The following is a 24,697-nucleotide window of genomic DNA, read 5'->3' on the forward strand; positions in this document are numbered from 1 at the left end:
CTTTTACAGTGAAGACTATGTGTTAACAGTGAAGACGATGTGATGACGTCTTTAAAATGATGTTAATTTACCTTTACGTTTGCGTCAACTTTAAATATATTGTTGATTAACAAGTTGGCAACATGCAAAGAAAAAGGAATGCAATCATGGAAAGAGACTGCATGGAATTTGATGTTCTGATTGTAGGCGCAGGTCCCGCAGGCTTGTCTGCGGCATGCCGAATCAAACAATTAGCAGCAGAAAAAAAACAAGACCTCTCTGTTTGCGTGGTAGAAAAAGGTTCTGAAGTTGGAGCGCATATTTTATCGGGTGCGGTGTTTGAAACGCGGAGTTTGGATGAGCTTTTTCCCGACTGGGAAGAGAAAGGCGCTCCGCTCAATACCAAAGTAAACCAAGATAAAACCTACTATCTAGGCAATGACATCAATGGTCATGAACTGCCTTCTTGGGCGGTGCCTAATACGTTACATAACAAAGGTAATTACATCATAAGTTTGGGCAGTCTATGCCGATGGATGGCGTTGCAGGCTGAGAACTTGGGGGTGGAGGTCTACCCAGGTTTTACCGCCAGTCAAGCGATCATCGATGAAGATAGTCGTGTTTGTGGCGTGATCACGGGCGATATGGGATTAGATAAAAATGGTGAGCAAAAAGGAAATTTCGAACCTGGTATTGAACTACGAGCGAAGTTTACTTTATTTGCTGAAGGCGCACGGGGGCATATTGGTAAGCAGTTGATTAACCGATTTAATCTTGCTGAAGAGAAAACGCCTCAACACTACGCTATCGGTTTTAAAGAGCTGTGGGAAATCCCATCAGAGCAGCATCAGCAAGGTTTAGTAGTGCACGGATTAGGTTGGCCGTTATCAAATGAAGCTACAGGTGGCAGTTATCTCTACCATTTAGAGGGAAACCAAGTTGCCGTCGGGTTGATTGTTGACTTGAATTATAAGAATCCGCACTTGAGTCCATTTGATGAGTTTCAACGTTTTAAACACCACCCGTTGATTGAGCAATACCTCAAAAATGGGAAGCGTATTAGCTATGGCGCGAGAGCGATCACCAAGGGCGGCTTTCATTCGCTTCCCACGCAGCAGTTTGCTGGTGGCTTGTTAATTGGCTGTGATGCAGGAACACTTAACGGCGCTAAAATCAAAGGCACACACACCGCAATGAAATCTGGCATGCTTGCCGCTGAAGCAGTATGTGAAGCCCTTGAGAGTCAGTCAGTTACTGCTGATTATCAAAAGCATTTCAAACAGTCTTGGCTGTATGAAGAGCTTTATCAAGCACGTAACTTCTCAAGTGGTATTCACCGCTTTGGATCGTGGCTGGGCGGTGGTTTAGCGCTGCTGGAACATAACGTATTAAAAGGCAAAGCTAAGTGGCATATCCGCTGTGATAAGCCTGATCATCAGTCTCTGTTATTGGCGGAAAACAGCAATGAAATTGTCTATCCGAAGCCTGATGGCGTGTTAAGTTTCGATCGCCTCTCTTCTGTTTATCTATCCAATATCTTCCATGAGGAAGATCAACCATGCCACTTACGACTGGAGAACCAGCGGATTCCTATTGAGCAGAACCTTGAATTATATGCAGAGCCAGCACAGCGCTATTGTCCGGCTGGCGTGTATGAAATCGTACAGGGGGAGCAGCAGCCAGAGCTTCAAATAAATGCGGCCAACTGTATCCACTGTAAGACCTGCGACATCAAAGATCCAAGTCAAAATATTACTTGGACTCCGCCAGAAGGTGGTGGTGGTCCTAACTATCCAAATATGTAAGCGTTTGAGAATAATTTTTATTAACAATTTATTTACTTAAAGTTTGCGTTAGTTCAAATCTTTCTCGATGAACTCGATTGCAACTTAATCTTTCAGGCACTATTCTGATTTTAAATTGACGTTTACGTAAACTGAATACAAAGTTGATGCATAGGTGTAAAAGCGGTTACCAGTATCAAAGTTAGGTTTGATCAAATAGTGCTCAATGGAACGCACTTAAAATAACGAAAGGGAGATCAACTATGGTATCGGAATCGCCTCTGTTGCAGGTAAACGATATTTCATTGGCTTTTGGTGGGGTGAAAGCTTTAACTGATGTGAGCTTCCATGTGAATGAAAAGGAAATCTTTTCAATCATTGGTCCAAACGGTGCAGGTAAAACCTCAATGCTCAATTGCATCTCTGGTCGATACACACCAAACAAAGGCTCTGTAATCTTCGCTGGAGATGACGTAACTAAACGTACACCAAGCCAACGAGCTGAGTTAGGGCTGGGAAGAACCTTCCAAAACTTAGCGCTCTTTTCTCATATGTCGGTACTGGACAACATCATGGTTGGCCGACACCACCTACTGAAAAATAACTTCGTCACGGGGCCACTCTATTGGTTCTCCAATGCGCAGAAAGAAGAGATGGCGCACCGCAAATATGTGGAAGACGTGATCGATTTTCTAGAAATCCAGCACATCCGAAAAGCGACTGCAGGCACGCTATCTTACGGCTTACGTAAGCGTGTAGAGCTTGCTCGTGCCATTGCCTTAAAACCTAAGTTACTGCTGCTTGATGAACCAATGGCAGGTATGAACTTGGAAGAAAAGGAAGACATGGCACGTTACATCATGGATCTGAATGAAGAATTAGATATCACGATCATCATGATTGAGCACGACATGGGCGTGGTCATGGACATCTCTAATCGCGTTTTGGTTTTGGATTTCGGTAAACACATTGCTACGGGTGAGCCTGAAGAAGTGATGGCCAACCCACATGTGAAACAAGCGTACTTAGGCGAAGAGTTACCGACATTAGAGGAGAGTGCATAATGGCACAGCAACATAATGATTGGGCAGATATAACCCGCTTAGATACCTTTCCAAAAGTGTTGCAACACAATGCCAAGAACTGGCCCGAACAAGTCGCAATGCGTGAAAAGGAGTTTGGTATATGGCGAGAGTTCACTTGGAAGGATTATGAAAACCGCGTCAAGTGGATGGCACTGGCACTACGAGATTTGGGTATTGGTGAGCAAGATGTCGTTGGTTTGCTAGGTGATAACCGCCCTGAATGGGTATGGGGCGAGTTAGCGGCACATGCGATCAAAGGTTTCTCGCTGGGCATCTATCAAGATTCTATGCACGAAGAGGTGGCGTACCTTATCAACTATGCAAAAGCAAAAGTCGTGATTGCCGAAGATGAAGAGCAATGCGACAAGCTGCTTGAGCTTGGTGATGAAATTCCTAGCGTTGAATACATTATTTACTGCGATCCTCGTGGAATGCGTAAATACGATGATCCAAGATTAATTGATGTTGAACAGGTCTACAAAAAAGGTCAGCTGATTGATAAAGCGGACCCAGACAAATATCTCAATATGGTTGTTGAAACCAAAGGCAGCGATCTTTCAATTCTTTGTACTACGTCGGGTACGACTTCTAAACCAAAATTGGCTCAGCTACACAGTGGCACGTTCTTGGATCACTGTGCGGCTTACTTGCGTGCAGACCCTCGTTCCCCAGGCGACAACTACGTTTCTGTTCTGCCTTTGCCTTGGATTATGGAGCAGGTTTACGTGGTTGGTCAGGCGTTGATTTCTCGTCAAATCGTTAACTTTGTGGAAGAACAAGAAACCATGATGTCCGACTTGCGTGAAATCGGTCCAAACTTTGTGCTGTTAGCGCCACGTGTGTGGGAAAACATTGTGGCAGACGTGTCTGCACGAATGATGGATTCGACACCGTTTAAGCAAAAGATGTACAAACTGGGCATGAGCTTAGCCAACAAAGCGCTGGAGCAGGGTAAACGCTCTAAGTTGGCTGAATGGATTCTTCTGCGTGCTCTGCGTGACCGTTTAGGGTTTTCGAACCTGACATCTGCGGCAACCGGCGGTGCGGCGATGGGACCGGATACTTTCCGTTACCTACAAGCTATTGGTGTGCCACTTAAGCAGCTTTATGGTCAGACCGAAATGTGTGGCGCATACACCGTGCACCAAGCGGATGATGTGGATTACGATTCCGTTGGTGTTGCGTTTGATAATGCAGAAGTGAAAGTCATCAACCCGGACAGCAATGGCGTTGGTGAAATCATCGCGAAAAGTACAGGCATGTTTACTGGCTACTTAAACAACCAAGCAGCATATGATGAAGATGTTCAAGATGGTTGGATGCACACAGGCGATGCGGGCTATTTTAAAGATTCCGGTCACTTGGTGGTGATTGATCGTCTGAAAGATATGTCGGAAACCAGCCATGGCGACCGTTATTCGCCACAGTTTATCGAAAACAAACTCAAGTTCTCGCCGTTTATTGCAGAAGCCGTGGTGGTAGGTAAAGGTCGACCTTGGCTGTCTGCCATCATCTGTATTCGCTATGCGATCGTCGCGAAGTGGGCAGAGCAACGCGGCTTGGCATTTACCAACTACACCAACTTATCTGCTCAACCAGAAGTGTACCAAGCGATTCGTGAAGAAGTTCAAAAAGTGAACGAATCCCTACCGGATGCACAGAAGATCAGCAAATTCATTCTACTTTACAAAGAGCTGGATGCCGACGATGGAGAGCTAACTCGCACACGTAAAGTACGCCGTGGTGTGGTTGCAGAGAAATACGGAGACATCATCGAAACCATCTACAGCGACGATCCAAAAGTCGATGTCGATACAGTGATCACTTATCAAGATGGCACCAAAACACGCATTCAAACGTCGCTAGTTATTGAAACGCTTATTGAGCATGAGCCAACACTAGTGGATAGCGAACAACGGAGGATCGCATAGTGAATACGGATTTATTACTGCAACTCGTCATTAATGGCGTGATCGTTGGCATGTTGTATGGCGTTGTCGCCATGTGCTTTGTATTGATTTACAAATCGACCCAGGTGGTCAACTTTGCTCAGGGTGAGTTCCTGTTGATTGGCGCATGGGTATGTTGGGCGGCATTGGTGCACCTACAGTTACCGTTTTTTATTGGCTTTTTACTCACGCTCGCGTTCATGATGATTTTTGGTATCGCCGTGCAAACCATTGTGCTCAGACCGTTGATTGGTGAACCGATTATCTCTGTGATCATGGTGACCATTGGTCTATCGATGTTTTTCCAAGCGCTGATGAAGTGGATATTCGGTGTCTCGGCTGTGTCGTACCCGCAAGTGTTCGAAACCAACGTGGTGAATATCGGAGGTTTGAATGTTGAGTTTGCTTACATTCTGAGCTTGATCTTCTCAATGCTCATCATGGGCGCGTTCTACTGGTTCTTCAAATTCAGCAAAATGGGTCTGGCAATGCGCGCAACGGCATTCAACCAGCAAGTAGCCCAGAGTCTTGGCATTTCCATCAAGAAAGTGTTCGCCATCAGTTGGGCCATTTCGGCAATGGTATCTGCAACAGCAGGGATTGTTATCGGTATCGTTAACGGCGTATCTGACGCGCTATCCATTATTGGTATCAAAGTTTTCCCAGCCGTTATTTTAGGTGGCTTAGATTCGGTGGTCGGCGCAATTGTCGGTGGTATTACCATCGGGGTGCTAGAAAACTTGGCTGAGTTTTTTGATAGCCAATACCTGCAAGTGGGTAACCTGTACAACATCGCACCATTCTATGTGCTGTTAATCATTCTTGCCTTCAAGCCATATGGCCTGTTTGGTACCAAAGATATTGAGCGTATTTAAGGAGAAATAACATGGCTCAACTTAGCATGCGCCCATGTGGGGATTTTCGAACCACATACAAAAGCGATACGCCAATTTTTGAAACCAAAACCATCAGAAGCCTTGCGATTGCAGGTGTCATCGCCATGCTGGCAGCACCGCTGGTCTTGGATATTTACTTCCTAAACCTGTTTATTCAGATTGCATACCTCGGTATCGCGGCATTGGGCTTAAACATTCTGGTTGGTTTTACCGGACAAATTTCGCTAGGTCACGGTGCGTTCTTTGGCTTTGGCGCCTTTGCATCGGCTTGGCTAAATAACCAGTTTAACATTCCAGTCGTGTTTGCGATTCCGCTCGCGGGTTACTTAACCATGATTGTGGGGATGCTGTTTGGTCTGCCAGCGGCTCGAATTAAAGGTTTATACCTAGCTATCGCAACGTTGGCGGCGCAGTTTATTCTAGAGGACTTCTTTGCTCGCGCAGATTGGTTCAGTGGCGGCTCATACGGTGCAAGCGCGAACCCAATTAATTTGTTTGGCTTGGAGTTTACGACTGACGAAAGCTTCTTCTACATCGCTCTGTTTGCGCTGATCTTCATGTATATGTGGGCATCAAACTTAATCCGTTCTCGTGACGGTCGCGCGTTTGTCTCAGTACGAGATCACTATTTGTCAGCAGAGATCATGGGCATCAACCTAACCAAGTATCGTCTGCTCTCATTTGGAGTGTGTGCATTCTATGCAGGCATCGGGGGGGCACTCTACGGACATTATCTAGGGTTTGTATCAGCAGAAGGCTTCACCATCATGATGTCTATCCAGTTCTTGGCAATGATCATCATTGGTGGCTTGGGTTCAGTCAAAGGCACATTGATGGGGACGATATTTATCGTATTGCTGCCTGAAGTTTTGGAGTTTGGTGTAACGGGGCTTTCAGCGTTTGGTGATACCACCGCTTTCACTGATGGTCTGGCTTACTTCAAAGAGATGGCGATTGGTTTAGTCATCATGCTGTTCCTCATTTTCGAACCTCAAGGATTATCGCATCGCTGGCAACAGATTCGAGCATATTGGAAACACTATCCGTTCTCATATTAACGTGGAATTAAGTGGAATATACCTCAATAACAAGGACAACGAGTTATGAACAAAGGACATTTAGCGACAACGTTGGTGCTGTCATCTGCACTGTTTACTACCGCAACTTGGGCAAAAGATTCTGTGTTTGTCGGGCAATTAGTCGACTTTTCTGGACCAACTGCCTATGTAAGCAAGCCTTATGGTTCTGGCGTGCGAGACGCATTGCGTTGGATTAACCAAAACGGTGGCATTAACGGTACCGAGCTCGAATTTGAAACAGTAGACATGGCGTACAAAGTACCAGTGGCGATTTCCAACTATAAACGTTGGGTGGCGCGTAAAGACATGGTTGCGCTGCAAGGTTGGGGTACGGCGGATACCGAAGCACTTATTTCGTTTGTTACCAAAGACAAAGTGCCGGTGTTCTCTGCTTCTTACTCTGGTCACTTAACTGACCCAACTGGCAAAAACCCAAAAACCGCGAAACCAGCGCCTTATAATTTCTTTTATGGTGCGTCGTACTCAGATGCGTGCCGTGCGCTAGTTAAGTGGGCGAAAGAAGATTGGGAATCTAAGGGCAATCAAGGTGCGCCGAAATTTACGCACATTGGCGATAACCATCCATTCCCGAATGCGCCAAAAGAAGCGTGTGCAGAGTACGCCAAAGAGCTTGGTTTTGATGTGCAAAACCCAGTCGTTGTGTCACTAAAACCAGGGGACTTCAAAGCGCAATGTTTGTCGCTGAAAGAGTCAGGCACCAACTACGGTTACATTGCTAATATCGGTAGCTCGGTTATCTCACTAGTGAAGTCTTGTAACACGGTTGGGACAGAGTTCCAGTACATGGCAAACATTTGGGGCGGCGATAAGCCAGTGCTTGAAGCAGCAGGCGATGGCCTTAAAGATTACGTTTTCCCAGGTATGACAGCGTTTTGGGGAGATGATAATGAAGGCATGAAACTGGTCCGTGAGATTTCTAAGCAGTCTGAATCAGAGCCGGGCGAATTCAGAACTCACCATTACATTCGCGGTATTTGTTCTGCGTTCTATATGAAAGAAGCAATGGAGTGGGCGAAAGACAACGGTGGCATCACAGGTGAAAACATCAAGAAGGGCATGTATGTCCATGACAACTGGGTACCACAAGGCTTAGAAGGTGTTTGTGTCCCTGCGAACTGGAAACCGGAAGATCACCGAGGCACAACAACCGTGAACGTCTTTATGGGCAACAACGATGGCGGCGCAGTTGATATTAAGAAAGTATCTCAGGTGACATTGTCACGTCGTGACGATTGGCTAGGTTACTAATCTACGACTTATTAATAACAAAGCTTACTGAAAATAAGGATGGGTGAGAGAACACTCTCACCCTAGCAAGGAGTAGTTTGATGGCTGAATTAGCAACGAATATCGAACCGGCAGAAATACTGCTTTCAGTGAACAACATTGAAGTCGTCTACGACGAAGTAATACTAGTACTTCGCGGTGTGAGTTTAGAAGTTCCAAAAGGGCAGATTGTGACCTTACTGGGCGCCAACGGTGCGGGTAAATCCACAACGTTGAAAGCCATTTCTGGTTTATTGAAAACCGAAGATGGTGAAGTGACGCGCGGCGAAATCAACTTCATGGGCGAGCGTATAGACAACAAAAGCCCGGAAGAGATCGTCCGTTCGGGCATCTTCCAAGTTATGGAAGGGCGCCGAATTGTTGAAGATATGACGGTAATAGAAAATCTTCGCTTAGGCGCTTATACACGCACTGACAACGAAGTTGAACAAGACATCGAAATGGTGTTTGACTATTTCCCGCGACTCAAAGAGCGCACTGGCCTGGCGGGCTATTTGTCTGGCGGTGAGCAACAAATGTTAGCGATTGGCCGAGCGTTAATGGCTCGACCGAAGATGATTTTGTTGGACGAACCGTCTATGGGGCTTTCTCCGCTGCTAGTTAAAGAAGTATTCAGCATTATTAACAAGATCAACAAAGAGCAAGGCATTACCATGCTTTTGGTTGAACAGAATGCCAACTTCGCTCTTCAAGCGGCCGATTACGGTTACATCATGGAATCAGGCAAAATCGTACTAGATGGCAGCAAGCACGAACTGTTAAACAATGAAGACGTAAAAGAATTCTACCTTGGCGGAGGCGATGAAGATCGCAAGAGCTTTAAGAATCTGAAATCTTACAAACGTCGTAAGCGTTGGTTGTAAGGAGCAAGGATGAACGAACTATTTGATGCGAAAGAATCGTTGTCTCTACAGGCGCGAGAAGAGTCGCTGTTTCAACGTTTGCCAGCGCTGATTGAGAATTCGAAAGCCAATAGCGAACATTACGCAGCGCATTTTTCTGAGTTAGAGCCTACATTGGCAAACAATCGTGAAGGGCTTGCTCAGTTCCCGATTACACGTAAGTTCAATGTACCAAATCAGCAGCAACTTAAACCGCCGTTTGGTGGCTTAAATAGCGTTGCCATTGGTCAAATGGCGCGTGTTTTTCAGTCTCCTGGGCCTTTATATGAGGCTCAAACGGATGAGGCCGATTTCTGGCGTATGGGGCGCGCGTTTCACGCTGCTGGGTTCTGTGCGGGTGATTTAGTGCATAACACGCTCTCTTACCATTTCTCTCCTGGCGGATTTATTATGGATGGTGGCGCAAGGGCTTGTGGCTGTGCGGTATTTCCGGCTGGAGTAGGCAATACCGAAGCGCAAATAGAGGCAATTAAACAGCTTCAACCTAATGGTTACACTGGTACACCTTCGTATTTGCTGACGTTGCTACAAAAGTACCAAGAGAAATACGATGAGCAGCCTAGCTTTGAGAAAGCTCTGGTCTCTGGTGAAGCGGTTACAGCAGACATGCAACAGATGTTTGAGGAAAAAGGCATTGCAGTCTTTCAAGCCTACGCAAGTGCAGAGCTTGGCTTGATTGCTTATCAAGTGTCTGGTGAACAAGGATTAGTGATTGCCGAAGATATTATTGTTGAAATCGTTGATCCTGATGGTGTTCCTGTACAACCGGGAGAAGTCGGTGAAGTCGTTGTAACGTCGCTTGATGAGAAGTTCCCGCTGATTCGCTACGCAACGGGAGATTTATCGGCATATCTAGAGATTAGTTCTGATTCTTCACGCACGAATGCACGAATTAAGGGCTGGATGGGACGAGCAGACTCCGCGGTGAAAGTAAAAGGGCTGTTTGTTTATCCGCATCAGATCCAAGAAGTCTGTCGTCGCCACGATATTAAAGGCTCCTTGAAAATTGAGCGCGATGGCTTCAACGATGCCATTACTTTCTGCTGTCATGATGTTCATGTCTCGGCAGAGGACATTCAAGCGACACTTCAGTCTGTCACCAAACTGAAAGGCAATGTCCAGTTTGTACCGAACCAAGTGGAGCAGCCGTTAATCAATGATCTTCGCAGTTAACTCATTGGTGGCATAAGTGCAGTAGAAAGTGGTTGTCATAAAAAACTAACAACGTACAGACAAAAGGCTAGAAAAGGGATACCACATTGCGCTGCGTATCCCTTTATTTTTTACTACCGCAATCAGGGAGCGGGTAAATGAAACAGGCACCAATGATTAACACACAATTCTGGGATGATTTGTTTATCCGAGGCACTATGCCTTGGGATGCCCAATCGACACCTCAAGAACTCAAGGATTATCTCGACAATTCACTTCATGTAGGCCAGTCAGTGTTTATTCCTGGGTGTGGTGCCGCTTATGAACTGAGCACTTTTATTCAATATGGGCATGACGTGATCGCGATGGATTACAGCCAAGAAGCGGTAAAAATGGCGCAATCAACGTTAGGTAACTACAAAGATAAAGTCGTATTGGGTGATGTATTTAATGCCGATTTTTCTCACTCGTTTGATGTCATTTACGAGCGGGCCTTTCTCGCAGCACTACCGAGAGACATGTGGTCAGAATATTTCTCTATGGTGGATAAATTGCTGCCAAGAGACGGTTTGTTAATTGGTTATTTCGTTATAGATGATGATTACCACTCTCGCTTCCCTCCATTTTGTTTGCGAAGTGGGGAACTGGCATCTTTTCTAGAGCCCACGTTTGAACTTGTGAAGTCCTCAGTGGTGGCAAACAGTGTTGAGGTTTTTAAAGGCAGAGAGCAATGGATGGTGTGGCAGAAGTGTTAGTCGTCACTGAGACTTCTTTAGAAAGTATTCGCGAAAACTGTCTGGTTCTTTTTTAATCGCTGAAAAGTAAGTCACAAATGTATGATATTTGGTCGATGCCATGAGCCAGAGAGCGATAATAGGAAAAAGTACAAAACTAACAAAAAAAAGTTTATGTTCATCTTCAAGAAGGAATAGGCCAAGAGCGTAAACAAGGAACTGAAAGTAAATATTGATTAAGTTGATTTCTGCCGCTTTAGGTTTGCCTCTAACAATCATCATGTTTGGGATAACAAGCAGTAGAGTCATGACCCCAGCAAAAGAAAAGTTTAGAGCCAAGAAAGTATCAGTAGTTAAGTGCTCAGACGACTGGTCAATCAATATTGCCAGCAACGTTACTGCCATGCCGCCTCCCATCATAATCAAGGTAATGACTGCCACGCCAACAAGAAAAACCCAAATAGAAAGGTAATGGTTGTCAAAAAACTCTTCTGCCTTCAATCTTTTAAACCTCATCGATACATACTGTGAAATAACAGAGGTTACTTCACTCTATTCCTGTTGAGGGGATACTCACACAGAAAGAATACGTATGTAAAATATCAATAAGCGTTAGTTTTAAAGGCGGGAGTTACCCCCATAATAGGTCGAAAGGTATTTCAGAATGGCTTCGCGATTATCACCCGGCAGCTCATCCATCCCTTGCTCTTCAATCATCCAGTCTAAGGTTTCATCTCATCGTTGGCGGCTTAGTCATTGTTGTGTGACCATGTGTAACGAATGACAGGCTGAGCAGACTGCCGCGACGAGTTCCATATTCTCTCCTGGCGCTAATATCCCATCACCAGCTGATTTGACCTCCATTTCAGATGAAGCAGTATTCCAATCTGGTGGCGTGTAGGGTTTTGGGTTGCTAGCCATGCAATGATTGCGGCTCGCGCACCCGGGTCTTTTACGCCGGGAAAGACCATGTTTGTGCCCGGAGCAAACTCCGGTGGTGACGCCAAAAAAAGCATCCAGTTTTTCTGCGTCCCATTGACCTTGATGCTGTTTGATGGCTTCGCTGTAATTGAAGCCTGTAAAGCCGGCAATATCACGCTCTGCTAAGCCCCAAAGAGGCAGCCCCACAAGCACTTCCTCCATTTTTCAAACTGGTGACAAGCTTTACACACCATCGCTTGCTGTTCGCCTGCGGCTATCAACTCGTCATTGTTTGCTAAGGCTGAGTAACTTAACAGCGCGAGAAAAGTAAACGAGAGCGGGAAAACCCGCTTATTTAAGGATGTTGCTTTCACTGTTATTCCCCCTTCATGTTTAACCCTTAACAATCAGCGCGATTCGGTGGAAGGTGTTGTTGAGGTAACCTTTCGGGTTCCATGTGATAGCAAAAGGTTGGCCCACCTCTTGGTCATCAGTCGCCTTTGCCCCAACTTCGTAGTAGCCCGCTTGGGGGAATGTCACTTTGGCGTTGAACGTCTGCCAAGCGCTGTCATTGGCTGGGGCTGCGAGTTCGGCATCCATCCATGTTGCGCCAAAATCAATCCTTTCTCGCTGCACTACCGAGAGACCAGTGGCCAGATTACTTTGCTATGGTGGATAAATTGCTGACAAGAGACGGTTTGTTAATTGGTTGTTTCGTTATAGATGATGATTACCACTCTCGCTTCCCTCCATTTTGTTTGCGAAGTGGGGAGTTGGAGGGTTATCTAGAACCGACGTTTAAGCTTGTGGAATCCTCAGTGGTGGCAAACAGTGTTGAGGTTTTTAAAGGTAGGAGCGCTGGATGGTGTGGCAGAAAAGTTGCCGTATTTAAACGCTATGGCATCAAATAATGAATACAAAATCAGCGTCACATAATGCATCTTTTAAAGACAATTATTCTTGTGGTAACGATAAGTGTTGTGAATTGGCGAAGTTGCGAGAAATGTGGATCATGTCCTTTGAAAATATAAGGATATATAATATGGACAAATCATTTTCTCTCATCGATAAGCCTACCTTCTTAGGCTCACTCTTTCTTTTACTCAGCGTCGTTATACCCTTAATTTTATTTCCCACACAAGGTGCGGATTGGATAGCTTCGGCCAAATTTTTCATGACCGATAAGCTTGGTGTGTTATACCTCGCACTGGGTATCGCAGCAATGTGTTTTATGATTTACACCGTGTTCAGCGATCTTGGCCAAATCAAACTTGGTGAAGCCGACGAGCAACCAGAATTTGGTAACGCCTCATGGGCTGCAATGCTATTTTGTGGAGGTATTGGCGCAAGTATTCTGTATTGGGGGTGTATCGAGTGGGCATACTACTATCAATCACCACCATTTCAGTTGAAAGCAGGCAGTGAAGAAGCCATTCGCTGGGCCGCGACTTATGGTCTGTTTCACTGGGGACCGATTGCTTGGTCAATTTACCTTATTCCTGCTCTGCCTATCGCTTACTTCTTTTATGTACGCAAACAACCTGTTTTGAAAATCTCTAGTGCGTTAATGCCTGTATTAGGAGAAAAGCGTGCAAACGGTGGTATTGGCAAGTTTATTGATGTGTTGTTTATTTTTGGTATGTTGGGTGGCGCGGCGACTACGCTTGGCTTAGCAGCACCTCTTATCAATGGTGGTCTACATCATATCTTCGGTCTTCCAAACAATACCTTCAGCCAAGTGGCTGTATTACTTCTCTGTACTGCTATTTTTGGTTACTCCGCGTATGCAGGGCTTGAGAAGGGGATCAAATTCCTTAGTAACATTAACTTCTGGGGTGCGATGGGCTTGTTACTCTTTATACTTGCCGTTGGGCCAACCGTGTTCATGTTAGAAACGGGCTTAGATTCAATTGGTCGTATGTTGTCTAACTTCTTTGTTATGGCTACCTGGGCGGAGCCGTTTGGTGGTTATGGTGAGTTTACAGATACACACTTCCCGCAAGACTGGACTATTTTCTACTGGGCATGGTGGTTGGTCTTTGCTCCTTGTATGGGATTGTTTGTTGCGCGTATCTCGCGTGGAAGAACGATCAAACAGATGGTCGTAGGTTCTATATTTTACGGTTCTTTAGGTTGTTTCTTATTCTTCATTGTTTTAGGTAACTATGGTTTATCGTTGCAATTGACGGGTGAGCTTGATGTCATTGCAATCCTCAACGAATCAGGCGCGCCAGCGGCTATTTTTGCAACGTTAGACACATTACCGTTAGGGCCAATCGTTATTGGTGTTTTTACACTATTGTGTATCATTTTTACGGCGACTTCGTTTGACTCTATCTCGTACATTCTTGCGTCTGTGGTTCAAAATGATGTGACGGAAGAACCGATGCGCTGGAACCGTTTGTTCTGGGCGTTTACTTTGTCTTTTCTGCCAACCGTCCTAATGTTCATGGGAGGTTTATCGACATTACAAACCGCTGCGATCGTGGGAGGTTTACCGTTGTTAGTTATCTCGGTGATGTTGATGGTGTCCTTTGTCCGCGCGGCGAGCCTAGATATTAAACATCAAGCAGAATACGAAGAGCCAACCATTAACATTGAAGAACTGCCGGAAATTGACCCTTGGTCAACAGAGGGAATGGCTTTGGCGAAATTTGAGCGCTTTAAAGACTTAGCTCAACAGGCGGCTGAAGAAGAGCGCGAAGCAATGGCGGCCCTGATGAGCATGCGTAAGAGAATTCGCGCATTTGCCTTAGAACACAGCTGTGAATCTGGGTTTTCGGACCATCATTTACCAGAAGAGATGCAAACAGAGCTACAGCAACTAACCGAAGCGCTTGAGTTGGCTCAAAAGAAGAAACAAGAACTGTCTGAGCAAGCCCAAGAATCTCGAATGGAATTTAATCATGTGTTATTAGGCGGCGCGTCGGCAGGTTTAGCAACATCGCAGGCTTAAGAACAGGCACACAAGAGCCGAGTACAAACTCGGCTCTTTTTTTGCGTGGATACCTTACAGTTAAAAATTCTGCTCAATCAGTGTTAATGCTTACACTATTTTAGGTTGACCATCTGATGCGGTGGCACCGCCGTCTACAGGTAGGTTTACGCCATTAATGAAAGATGCGTCATCACTTGCCAAGAAAGTCACGACAGACGCAATTTCTTCAGGTTCGGCTGCTCGGCCAAGCGCAATGCGCTCATTGAATTTATCGCGGATGTCCTGCGGCCAGCCGTTTGTCATGTTGGTTTTTACTAAACTTGGGCATACGGCGTTAATTCTTACCCCATCCGCACCATGGTCCAATGCCATCGCTCGGGTAAGGTTCACCACTGCACCTTTACTCGCGCAATAGAATGCGGCACCCCAGTCACCACCCAAACCGGAAACGGACGCGGTATTTACCATACAACCTTTCGTTTTTAAGAGTTCAGGCAAAGCAAACTTCGCGCAATAAACAACACCATCAATGTTTACACCTGAGATCTTCTTCCAGTCTTCCACACTACCTTCAATCACGGAACCAGGGACATGTACGCCAGCATTGTTTACTAAAATATCCAGTTTACCGAAACGGGTAACAACATCAGAAATCAGTGCTGCGACTTTTTCTGGGTCAGAAACATCAATAGAATGCGCAGACACACGCTGTTTATCAAAGCCCTCAACGGCGTTTGCCAACTGCTCTTCATTCCAATCGGCAAGAGCGACGTTTGCGCCTTCTTCATACAAACGTTTTGCGATGGCCAAACCAATACCATTGGCAGAACCAGTGACGAGTGCGACTTTATTTTTTAATCCTCTCATGCGATTTCTCCTTCGAAACTTACAAAAACGGGATCTTGATTTTTCTCTGTGCGCGGCAACATCAGTTTGTCGTTGTCGCTGTAATCTACGGGGATAGCCACCACTGCTGGTCCTTCAACGTCCATGGCTTTATTCAATGTCGGTAGCAATTCGTGTTGACTAGTCACTGCGAAGCCTTTCGCGCCAAATGATTCGGCGTACGCCTTGAAATCAATTGGTCCAAATTTCACACCAGAGCAGCGCTGATATTTGTTGATCTCTTGCATTTCTACCATGTTGTAGGCGTTATCAACCCACACAATATGGACGATATTGCAGTTCAGTCTAACCGCGGTTTCTAACTCCATGCTCGATTGCATAAAACCGCCGTCTCCTGATATCGATACCACTTTGCTACCAGGTTTTAGTAGGCTGGCACCAATGGCCCATGGTAGTGCAACGCCCATCGTTTGTTGGCCGTTAGACACCAGCATTTGGCGAGCTCGAAAACAGCTTAAGTAACGAGCGATCCAGATGTGGAAGCTCCCCATATCAAGGCATAGCGTGGTATCTGGTGTGATGATAGATTGCATGGCTTTAATTAGCGCCAATGGATGAAACCCTTGCTTGTGATAGACATTGGGATAGGTCTTGATCACTTGCCGTTGCAGTGCTACCTCTTCCAGTACTGAAAGTGCCGTTGGGGAAAGGCGAGCATATTCAGAGATATAGCTGCCCATCTTGTCTAATGACTGCGCAATGTTTCCGACGATTTCAACACAAGGTTGATAATTAAGTTGGTATTCTGCTGGTTCAATATCGAGGTGAATCACTGGGTTGCGGTGGCTGTTCCAAAGCTCAGGGTCATACTCTATTGGGCTAAAGCCGATGGTGAGAATTAAATCGGCGTCCCGCAGTAAAACATCGCCAGGTTGGTTATTAAACAAACCGACACGCCCAGCAAAGTGATGATAGTAATTGATGTCTACCGTGCCGGCGGCCTGGTAAGTGCCGACAACGGGTAGCTGCGTATTTTGAAGAAATCGGGCGATAGCAGCAGCGTTTTGACTGCGGCTCGCGTGAAGGCCAAGTAAAACCACACAGCGCTTTGCTTTACTGATTCGACTGACCGCTTCTTCGATTGCTGCGATGTCTGCGCAACCAGGCTGTGTGTAAGGCGAGGGGACAATAATGTCCGTTTGGGTTTGCTCGGATAAAACATCTTGGGGGAGACTCAAAAAGCAAGCCCCAGGACGACCTGACTCTGCGATACGAAACGCGTTCGCCATGATCTCGCTTGCGGCGTCCACATGCTGCACTTCAGCACTGAACTTGGTTATAGAGCGAAAAATACTGACGGTATCCATGCTCTGGTGTGTTTGTTTTTGCTGGTCAGTTCGTTTCACCGCACCACCGATAGCAATCAGCGGATCGCCTTCGGAGTTTGCTGTTGCCACCCCCGTAACTAGATTTCCACAGCCAGGGCCTGACGTAACCATTGTGACGCCTGCTTTGCCGGTTAGTCTTCCCATAACGCCCGCCATAAATGCGCCGTTAGCTTCGTGGCGTACCGGAATCATTTGGATGTTAGTGTCTTCAATCGCATCGAACAGTCGATCGATTTTTGCACCGGGAATACCGAAAATGTACTTAATGCCAAGAGACTCTAGCTGTTGAGCGATCAACTGAGCTCCATTTTTATTTGAAGGTTTGGATTGCATTTGTTGTCCTTATTATTTGCCTGACTTTGTTACTTTTCCGCCTTTTCTATGGCGGTATTTATATCTTCCGGAGCCAAATTGGCACTGAGGAAGTCTGTGGATACCGGGGTATCAATCACTAGCCGCGAGACTTTGCCAATCTGGAGGAACCCTGACGAAATGCTGTAATCCTGAATATGACCACCTCCTTGGCGGTCATCGGTAATAAAGTGTTCGTGATAGCCGGGCACATTGATGCCAGTCGTATATTTAGGACTGCGAAAGCCGGCGACCACGCCTTGCTTATGCGTGAAGCGGAACGTTGGTTGTTCTTTGACCACTTCAAGCATTGGCCGATAAGGGCGTGTTTGTTTAGGTACGGTACGAGTACGAACTGAATCGAAAACGCCGTCAATGCGCACTGCGCAAAATAGGTTATCGCTTGGAACCATGTCGTCTATGAGGCTATGGACTTCATGACGTGACATGCGCGATGTTAGTGGCAGCTCGATATCAGGCTTAAAAAAAGTCATGACAGCAAAGGGCGTTTTTTGCGCCAGGTCTGCCGGGTTTGCGGAGCCATCCGACTTGAGTTGAAAAACTTCCTTATCAAACGCAATCAACTCACCATCCAATTCATTGAACGTACCTAAACCAAAATCCCCATGTTTCAGCAGTTCTTCTATGGTTGTTGAGCCTTCGTAAACACCAGCGATCAAAGCACTCATTAACGAAGTCTGATAAATCTCACCATCTCCGGTAACGTGATGGTATTCAGAAAATTCTTTCGCTACTTCAAGCGAACAAGCACATAGAGGGTTATAAAATCCACGCATGAGTAAGACCAGTTATGCAATGAAGAGTATATTTAGATTGACTTCTACACGGTGCTAAATCCAATATAAAAAAGATTTATTTTGATATGGAAAATATATGGAATTTCGCTACCTGAAGTATTTTGTCGCGGTCGCCGAGACTCGTCACTTTACCCGAGCAGCTGAACAGTTAGGGATTGCGCAACCTCCTTTGAGTCAACAAATCAAAAAGCTAGAGCACGAGCTTGGCGTGGACTTATTTAAGCGCTTGTCTAGAGGAGTAGAACTGACCCATGCAGGGCAAGTCTTTTATACGGATGCGGTAAATATTCTTGCTGATGTGGAACGCGCTAAAGCAAAAGCCCGACAGATTGCCCGTGGTGAAAATACGCAGGTTAAAATTGGGTTCGCGACGTCAACATCAACCTGCATTAAGGTATTGGAGAGGATTGGGCGTATTCAAGAGAATGGGGTTCATTTACAGACGGCGGAACTATCAATGCCAGAGCTTGCCACTCAGTTAAAAAGCAAACAACTTGATTTCGCAATCATGCGGCTACCCTGTTACGCCAGTGAGCCTTTTGAGCACAAGGTGTTGTTTAACGACCCGTTTGTCGCGGTGATTCCGGCGGGGCACGAACTGGCAAAATATCCCTGTATCCAGATGAAACAGTTGAGAGGCCATAAAATTTTACTGTTTCCACGAGAGACGGGCCCCGCATTGTTTGATGGCATGAGCACACTTTTTGCCGACGCAGGAGTAAGGCTCGAACCACAGTTCGCAGCACCGCAACTTCGTACGACGATTGCCATGGCGCAGGCCGGGTTAGGTATTGCTCTCGTTCCGCGCTCACTGGCTGAACATCTCGATGATTCCGCGACAGTCGCCGAGATTGAGGATATCCCTCTCACTAGTCATGTTGTTGTTGCTTGGGAGGCATCTAATCTCAATAAACAAGCGCTAAAAGTAGCCATGCACATCGGTCATGTTGAGGCTCTGCTTTAGGCCAAATCATTAGCTCAACACCGCTTGATAAAAAGGCTTCGTTTTATAAACGTTTTTGTTCTTTGGTGATCCAAATACGATATACACTTAATAAGTTGTATCATATTTTCATTGTGATTTGTTTCACGTTAGAGCTGTTTAAATAGATATTATTTTATCAATATTTACTGTATGACCCATCAATAATCATAGAATTTTAAATTCCAGTTAGACTTGAATGTATTGAGAGAGTAAAAGTTAACTCAGTTTCATATGTCAGCCAGCTGGAAGGAATTGAAAGTGTTAGATACAAGTGTCCAAGAGACATTAATTAACGGCATTGAATTAGATATTGATATTACTCCGACTTTTTCACTTGCTGCTCAGCAAAACTCTTATCCAATAATTAAGTCTATCCGAGTGAGTTACCCTAAAAAAGAGGAACAAGAATCCCCCACATATCGGTCGCTTGTTCTTAAACTCGAAGGAGTTGAAGGCTGGCTAGATGAAACATCATGGCATATTGATCGCTTAGAGCCTGGTGAGGTAGTAAGTTTAAAAGTAAAAGAGTTACAGTTTCCCTTTGATAAGCTGTTTGGGTTCACTGAAGAAGTAAAACTATCTTTGTTTTTTAAATTGATGAGTGACGATGGAGAGGTACTCAAAGAGTGTAAAGTTCCTCTTGATGTTCTGCCTGCTGATTATTGGGGCGGAGAGATCCGTCAACCAGCTCTGTTAGGTGCATTTGTCAAGCCCAACGGTGTATCTTATTCACAAGGTTACACAAGTTCTTGAAAAAGGTGGCTATGGGCGCTCTGTCGATGGCTATCAGTCGAATACACGTGAAAAGCCGTACCTAATGATCGCAGCTTTGTGGAACGTAATTTTTCAAGAAAAGCTAGCTTATGTAAGCCCGCCTAAGGGGTTTGCGAAATTGGGTCAGCGCGTTAGGCTGCCTTCTGATATTAGTAATTCCAGAATGGCGGCTTGTTTGGATTTGTCTGTGCTGTTTGCTAGTTGTATCGAAGCAATGGGTTTGAATCCTGTCGTGGCAATCACGGAAGGTCATGCTTTTGCGGGTGCTTGGCTTATTGATGAAAGATTACCTATCTTAACAAATGATGACCCTCAGGATGTAAGAAAACGGATAGATAACCGTGATCTAGTGTTGTTTGAAACGACTTTAGTTACTAGTGACTCTCCAATTACTTTTGAGCAGTCGAGAGAGCATGCTCGAGAATTGCTATCAGAAGAACATGAAAAACATTTTGTGATGGTCATTGATATTGCTCAAGCGAGAGCGCAAGCGATAAAACCACTCTCAACCGTAGAAGCTACACGAAAAGAAAAAACGTCAGAAGATACTTCAATTGAGCTGATGTTACCTGTTGTTCCACCGTTACCCCCTGTGCGAAAAGAAGAACAAGTTATAGAGGAAACTCCAGAAACTAGGATCGATACTTGGTCACGCAAGCTTCTTGATTTAACAAAGAAAAATAGCCTTCTTAACTTTAGTGACCGAGCCATTGCGATCAAATTATATTGTCCTGATATTGCTGCGATCGAAGATATGTTGGCAGATGGCGTAAAATTTAAGTTTCAGTCTGCACAGGAAAGTCCTTACTTTGACTCTGAGCGCGATAACGAATTGTTTCGTCTTCAGTCCGGGTCTGATCTCCATCGAAGCTACGCGTTCAATCAAATTCAGAATAAGATTCTGATTGCTAATCAGTCACCTAATCGATTAGAGCGAAACTCTATAGAGTTGTTCCGAAAAGCAAAAAATGATCTGGAAGAGGGTGGTTCGAATACGCTTTTTCTAGCGCTTGGCTTTTTGAAATGGAAAGAGAACCCAGAAGATACAAGAAGTTATAAAGCTCCTCTATTATTAATTCCCGTAAAGCTTACCCGTCGTAGTGCTCGTGCGTCTGTTTACGTCGAGCAACTTCAAGAAGAAGAACCAATTTTTAATCTTACTCTTATTGAGTTTCTGCAATCCGAGCATGATATCAACCTAAGTGAATTTCGAGATGAATTACCGATGGATGATAGTGGTATAGATGTACCTTATGTATGGCACAGAGTAAGAGACGCCGTTAAGGAACAAGCTGGTTTTGAGTTAGTGGAAGAGCTAGTTTTAGGTTCTTTCTCTTTCGTTAAATATCTGATGTGGAAAGATCTTAAAGATCGGTTAGATGATCTCAAGGAAAATTTATTTGTTAAGCATTTAGTTGATAACCCTAGGGACCCATACCCCCAAGAGAGCTCGTTTATCGAACGAGAAGAAATTGATGAGAAATTAGATCCTGCCTCGATTTATACGCCTTTGAACTGCGACAGTTCTCAGTTGGTTGCAGTGGATGCTTCTGCTCGTTCACAAGATTTCGTTCTGGAAGGGCCTCCAGGAACCGGAAAGTCAGAGACTATCGCTAATATCATTGCTCATAATATCGGGCTCGGGCGAAAAGTACTCTTTGTCGCGGAGAAAATGGCTGCACTGAATGTGGTATATCGCCGTTTACAGAAAGTAGGTTTGGATCATCTTTGCTTGGAACTACATAGCAATAAAGCGAACAAACGAGCAGTTCTTGAACAATTAAATAAGGCATGGCAGAAAAGAGAGGGTTTAAGCTCTGAAGAATGGGAAGCGAATATTATAGAGCTCAAGTCGAGGAGAGATGAGCTTAACAATTATGTTCGTGCTTTACATGGAAAATCGGCATTTGGAATCTCAGCCAGAGACGCTATCTCTACCGTTGCATTAAATGGTGAAACCTTAAAAGTCAAGCTAGATTGGCTCCCTGACATAACAGCAGCTCCTATTTCTACAAAAGAGGATTTAGTTAGGATTAAAGAGTTAGTCGGGAGGCTAGCACTAGCATTCTCTGATATTAAGGGCTTGAACATCAACGCATTTATGCCAGTTTTTGCTACTGAGTGGTCGAATGTTTGGCAGTCTAATTTACTTGCTGTTATTGATGACTGGTTAAAAAACTACGATGTCTTAATAGATTGGACACAACAGGTTCAATCGAGTTTTTCGCTTACCTCGATACGCCAAACGCTTAAAAATGTTGAAGTACTAGAAAGTGCTTATGAGTTGGCAATGATCGCAACGTTTGAAGATATTGCATTCGCTGTAGATTCTGGTTCAAAAGAACGAATTGCAGCCATTCAAGAGTTGTCGGTATTAAAAGCAGATTACGACCAGCAGCTTAAAGACATATCGCATGGCGTGACTAGCGACAACTTGTCTAAGTTACCCACAGAGAGATGGCTACAATTGGCTGAAGAAGCTAAAACAAGTTGGTTTAAAGCAATATTTCGCAAGCGTAAGATAAATCGCGAAGCGAAAGAGTTTGGCCTGTCTCAAATTGAAGATTTGTTGCTTCTTGAAAAAATTGCGACGGTTCAGAAGCTCAAGAGCTCAATAGAAGAACATATCAACATTATTGGGGACTACTCGGTCTGGAAAGGTTGGGATACGTCTCACGAAATATTAGAAAGCACTGCAGTAACAGGGAAAAAAATTCGTGAGATTGTATCTAACCTAGTTAGCTTGACTGATGAACCCTCTGAAATATTGATTGCGATAAGAAAATGGTTTGTAGATGGGAGAGAGTTTTTAGAAGAGTCGAAAGTATATTCAAGCCTAAATAACTTTTCCAAGGCGGTAAAAGAATTCAAAAACTCGAATTCGATTGTTGCGGAACTTGGAGTCAGTATATCCGAGCAAGCTGAACTTGAATCACTATATCGGAATTTTAATGATATAAAGACTCAGTCAAACAAGTTGAAAAACTGGTGTGAGTGGCAATCAGTCAAGCAGAAGGCGTATGACAATAAGCTTGATGTAATGGTTAAAGCTCTGGAATCAGGAGTAAGTAACCCTGAAGAGTTAAATGAGCAATTTCGAGTTGCTTTTTCTTATTGGCTCGCCCCACTTCTTATTGATGCCAGCGATGAGCTTCGAAAGTTCAAAGCTTCAACGCATGAACAAACAATAAAAGAGTTTCAAGTGGTAGACGAACGTGTTGCTAAGATTACAAGCGATTACGTGGTTGCACTTGCTTCGAAGAGTGCTCCTACACAACAATCTATGGAGCAGAGTTCGAAACAATTTGGTGTATTAGCTAAAGAGCTTCAGAAAAAAACTCGGCATATACCAATCCGAAGTTTGATTAGCGAGCTAGGTCATTCGTTATTGGATTTGTGTCCATGTTTAATGATGTCACCATTGTCCGTTGCTCAGTTTTTGCCCTCTGATTTCAGAGGATTTGACTTGGTTGTTTTTGACGAAGCATCACAAATGACCACTTGGGATTCGGTAGGTGCTATAGCGAGAGGGAAAAACGCAATCATTGTCGGTGATCCAAAACAGATGCCCCCAACAAACTTTTTCTCTGCTCGAGGGAATTCGGATGATCCAGATGAAGAAGATCTAGAGTCTATTCTTGACCAAGCGCTTGCTGCGAGGTTACCGCTTAAAAGGTTGATGGGACATTATCGAAGTAGGCATGAAACCCTTATTGCTTTTTCAAATAATAAATATTATGAAAATTCATTAGTAACTTATCCTTCTTCAGAAACAAAAGATTCAGCAGTTTCTTTGCATCGAGTTAATGGAATTTATGCTAAAGGAGCGGGTCGCAACAATACGGCTGAAGCAAAAGCAGTCGTAAATGAAATTGTTCGAAGATTACTGGATAAATATGAACAAGATAAGTCTATAGGTGTAGTAACTTTAAATACTGATCAGCAAAGAACGATTGAAGATCTGTTAGACGACGCAAGAAGACAAAGCCCTGCTATCGAAAAATACTTTCAAGAGGGGTCAGGAAGAGATCCTGTTTTTGTTAAGAACCTAGAGTCAGTTCAGGGTGATGAGAGAGACGTAATCATGCTCAGTCTCGCGTATGGTCCTACGGAGCCAGGAGCCAGGAGCCAGGAGCCAGGAGCCAAAACGATGAGTATGAATTTTGGGCCACTCAACAAAAGCGGGGGAGAGCGCCGCTTAAATGTTGCGATTACTCGCGCAACCACGGAGGTTGTTGTCTTTAGTAGTTTTGACTCTTCAATGATTGATTTAAGCAGAACGAACTCGGTTGCCGTTGAGCACTTAAAACACTTCCTTGAATTTGCAGAAAAGGGGCCAATTGCTTTATCTGAGATTGCTTCTGCAGAGCATGGAGTCGATCAATTTGATAGTGATTTTGAAGAAGCGGTAGCTCAAGCTTTAAGAATTAAAGGTTGGAAAATACAAACACAAGTAGGAGTAAGTAAGTTTAGAGTTGATCTCGGAGTACTTCATCCAGACAAGCCTGGCAAGTACATAGCTGGTGTTGAGTGTGATGGGGCTACGTACCACTCTTCTCCTGCAGCCCGAGATAGAGATCGGGTAAGACAGATAGTTTTGGAAGGTCTAGGATGGAATATTGTTAGGTTATGGTCAACGGATTACTTTATTGATCCTGAATATGCAATTGAAAACATTGACTCAAAACTTAGAGAAATACTTGAAGTGGAAAGGGAGCGAGACATACTGCTAGAAGCAGAAGCAGAAGCAGAAGCAGAAGCAGAAGCAGAAGCAGAAGCAGAAGCAGAAGCAGAAGCAGAAGCAGAAG

18 protein-coding genes and 2 pseudogenes are annotated in these 24,697 nt (G+C 44.7%); 14 read left to right on the forward strand and 6 right to left on the reverse strand.

The window, feature by feature from the left end; genetic code table 11:
- Window positions 1-146: 146 nt before the first annotated feature.
- The 9 genes from R7E38_RS08905 to R7E38_RS08945 all read left to right on the forward strand — a co-directional run bounded on the left by R7E38_RS08905 (window position 147) and on the right by R7E38_RS08945 (window position 10,889).
- A complete protein-coding gene (locus R7E38_RS08905) occupies window positions 147-1,784 on the forward strand; it encodes an electron transfer flavoprotein-ubiquinone oxidoreductase (protein ID WP_115386574.1) in 1,638 nt (545 codons plus the stop codon).
- A 242-nt stretch (window positions 1,785-2,026) separates the two neighbouring features.
- Window positions 2,027-2,827 carry an ABC transporter ATP-binding protein gene (locus R7E38_RS08910; protein ID WP_005373297.1) on the forward strand — a complete coding sequence of 267 codons (801 nt, stop codon included), beginning with the start codon at window positions 2,027-2,029 and terminating at the stop codon, window positions 2,825-2,827.
- Window positions 2,827-4,779 (forward strand): long-chain fatty acid--CoA ligase, encoded by a 1,953-nt coding sequence (locus R7E38_RS08915; RefSeq protein WP_005373296.1) that lies wholly within the window; start codon window positions 2,827-2,829, stop codon window positions 4,777-4,779. Before R7E38_RS08910 ends, R7E38_RS08915 begins: the two co-directional genes overlap by 1 nt.
- Window positions 4,779-5,672, forward strand: a complete 894-nt coding sequence (locus tag R7E38_RS08920; RefSeq protein WP_005373295.1) for a branched-chain amino acid ABC transporter permease — start codon at window positions 4,779-4,781, stop codon at window positions 5,670-5,672. Before R7E38_RS08915 ends, R7E38_RS08920 begins: the two co-directional genes overlap by 1 nt.
- 11 nt (window positions 5,673-5,683) lie before the next feature.
- Window positions 5,684-6,751, forward strand: coding sequence for a branched-chain amino acid ABC transporter permease (locus R7E38_RS08925; RefSeq protein ID WP_213886131.1), 1,068 nt, complete (start codon window positions 5,684-5,686; stop codon window positions 6,749-6,751).
- Window positions 6,752-6,796: 45 nt separating this feature from the next.
- The gene (locus R7E38_RS08930) at window positions 6,797-8,041 is read left to right on the forward strand and encodes an ABC transporter substrate-binding protein (RefSeq protein ID WP_005373285.1); all 1,245 of its coding nucleotides are present in this window, start codon (window positions 6,797-6,799) and stop codon (window positions 8,039-8,041) included.
- An 80-nt stretch (window positions 8,042-8,121) separates the two neighbouring features.
- A complete protein-coding gene (locus R7E38_RS08935) occupies window positions 8,122-8,943 on the forward strand; it encodes an ABC transporter ATP-binding protein (protein WP_005373283.1) in 822 nt (273 codons plus the stop codon).
- A gap of 9 nt (window positions 8,944-8,952) precedes the next feature.
- Entirely contained in the window at window positions 8,953-10,155 is a 1,203-nt protein-coding gene (locus R7E38_RS08940; RefSeq protein ID WP_213907002.1) for a phenylacetate--CoA ligase family protein, read from the forward strand.
- Window positions 10,156-10,292: 137 nt separating this feature from the next.
- Window positions 10,293-10,889: a methyltransferase domain-containing protein gene (locus tag R7E38_RS08945; RefSeq protein ID WP_213907003.1), complete on the forward strand. Its 597-nt coding sequence runs from the start codon at window positions 10,293-10,295 to the stop codon at window positions 10,887-10,889.
- A gap of 3 nt (window positions 10,890-10,892) precedes the next feature.
- Here R7E38_RS08945 and R7E38_RS08950 read toward each other — a convergent pair whose 3' ends face one another.
- The 3 genes and pseudogenes from R7E38_RS08950 to R7E38_RS08960 all read right to left on the reverse strand — a co-directional run.
- On the reverse strand, window positions 10,893-11,369 hold the full coding sequence (locus R7E38_RS08950; RefSeq protein WP_151515674.1) for a hypothetical protein: 477 nt from the start codon (window positions 11,367-11,369) through the stop codon (window positions 10,893-10,895).
- 117 nt (window positions 11,370-11,486) lie between these two features.
- Window positions 11,487-12,106 (reverse strand): annotated as a pseudogene (locus R7E38_RS08955) (c-type cytochrome).
- Window positions 12,107-12,182: 76 nt separating this feature from the next.
- Window positions 12,183-12,407: pseudogene (locus R7E38_RS08960) on the reverse strand (molybdopterin containing oxidoreductase); the annotation flags it as partial.
- Here R7E38_RS08960 and R7E38_RS08965 point away from each other — a divergent pair.
- Window positions 12,392-12,700, forward strand: a complete 309-nt coding sequence (locus R7E38_RS08965) for a TPMT family class I SAM-dependent methyltransferase (protein WP_226083206.1) — start codon at window positions 12,392-12,394, stop codon at window positions 12,698-12,700. The pseudogene R7E38_RS08960 and the gene R7E38_RS08965 sit on opposite strands and share 16 nt — an antisense overlap.
- Before the next feature lie 131 nt (window positions 12,701-12,831).
- Window positions 12,832-14,745 (forward strand): BCCT family transporter, encoded by a 1,914-nt coding sequence (locus tag R7E38_RS08970; RefSeq protein ID WP_226083203.1) that lies wholly within the window; start codon window positions 12,832-12,834, stop codon window positions 14,743-14,745.
- A gap of 90 nt (window positions 14,746-14,835) precedes the next feature.
- Here R7E38_RS08970 and R7E38_RS08975 read toward each other — a convergent pair whose 3' ends face one another.
- Genes R7E38_RS08975 through budA form a run of 3 tightly spaced genes read right to left on the reverse strand, consistent with a single transcriptional unit; the run spans window position 14,836 to window position 18,109 of the window.
- Window positions 14,836-15,594: an SDR family NAD(P)-dependent oxidoreductase gene (locus R7E38_RS08975; RefSeq protein WP_017820351.1), complete on the reverse strand. Its 759-nt coding sequence runs from the start codon at window positions 15,592-15,594 to the stop codon at window positions 14,836-14,838.
- Window positions 15,591-17,294, reverse strand: a complete 1,704-nt coding sequence (alsS, locus tag R7E38_RS08980; RefSeq protein ID WP_158173444.1) for an acetolactate synthase AlsS — start codon at window positions 17,292-17,294, stop codon at window positions 15,591-15,593. Before alsS ends, R7E38_RS08975 begins: the two co-directional genes overlap by 4 nt.
- A 29-nt stretch (window positions 17,295-17,323) precedes the next feature.
- Entirely contained in the window at window positions 17,324-18,109 is a 786-nt protein-coding gene (budA, locus tag R7E38_RS08985) for an acetolactate decarboxylase (protein WP_005392587.1), read from the reverse strand.
- Between the two features lie 97 nt (window positions 18,110-18,206).
- Between budA and R7E38_RS08990 the strand changes: the two genes are divergently transcribed.
- The 3 genes from R7E38_RS08990 to R7E38_RS09000 form a co-directional block, all read left to right on the forward strand.
- The gene (locus R7E38_RS08990) at window positions 18,207-19,094 is read left to right on the forward strand and encodes a LysR family transcriptional regulator (RefSeq protein ID WP_226083201.1); all 888 of its coding nucleotides are present in this window, start codon (window positions 18,207-18,209) and stop codon (window positions 19,092-19,094) included.
- A 279-nt stretch (window positions 19,095-19,373) separates the two neighbouring features.
- Window positions 19,374-19,868 carry a hypothetical protein gene (locus R7E38_RS08995; protein WP_226083200.1) on the forward strand — a complete coding sequence of 165 codons (495 nt, stop codon included), beginning with the start codon at window positions 19,374-19,376 and terminating at the stop codon, window positions 19,866-19,868.
- A 64-nt stretch (window positions 19,869-19,932) separates the two neighbouring features.
- A partial coding sequence (locus tag R7E38_RS09000) for a DUF4011 domain-containing protein (RefSeq protein ID WP_226083199.1) occupies window positions 19,933-24,697 on the forward strand: 4,765 nt, incomplete at its 3' end.

The sequence above is a fragment of the Vibrio sp. Vb2131 genome (assembly GCF_033338535.1).
GTDB classification, from domain to species: Bacteria; Pseudomonadota; Gammaproteobacteria; order Enterobacterales; family Vibrionaceae; genus Vibrio; species Vibrio alginolyticus.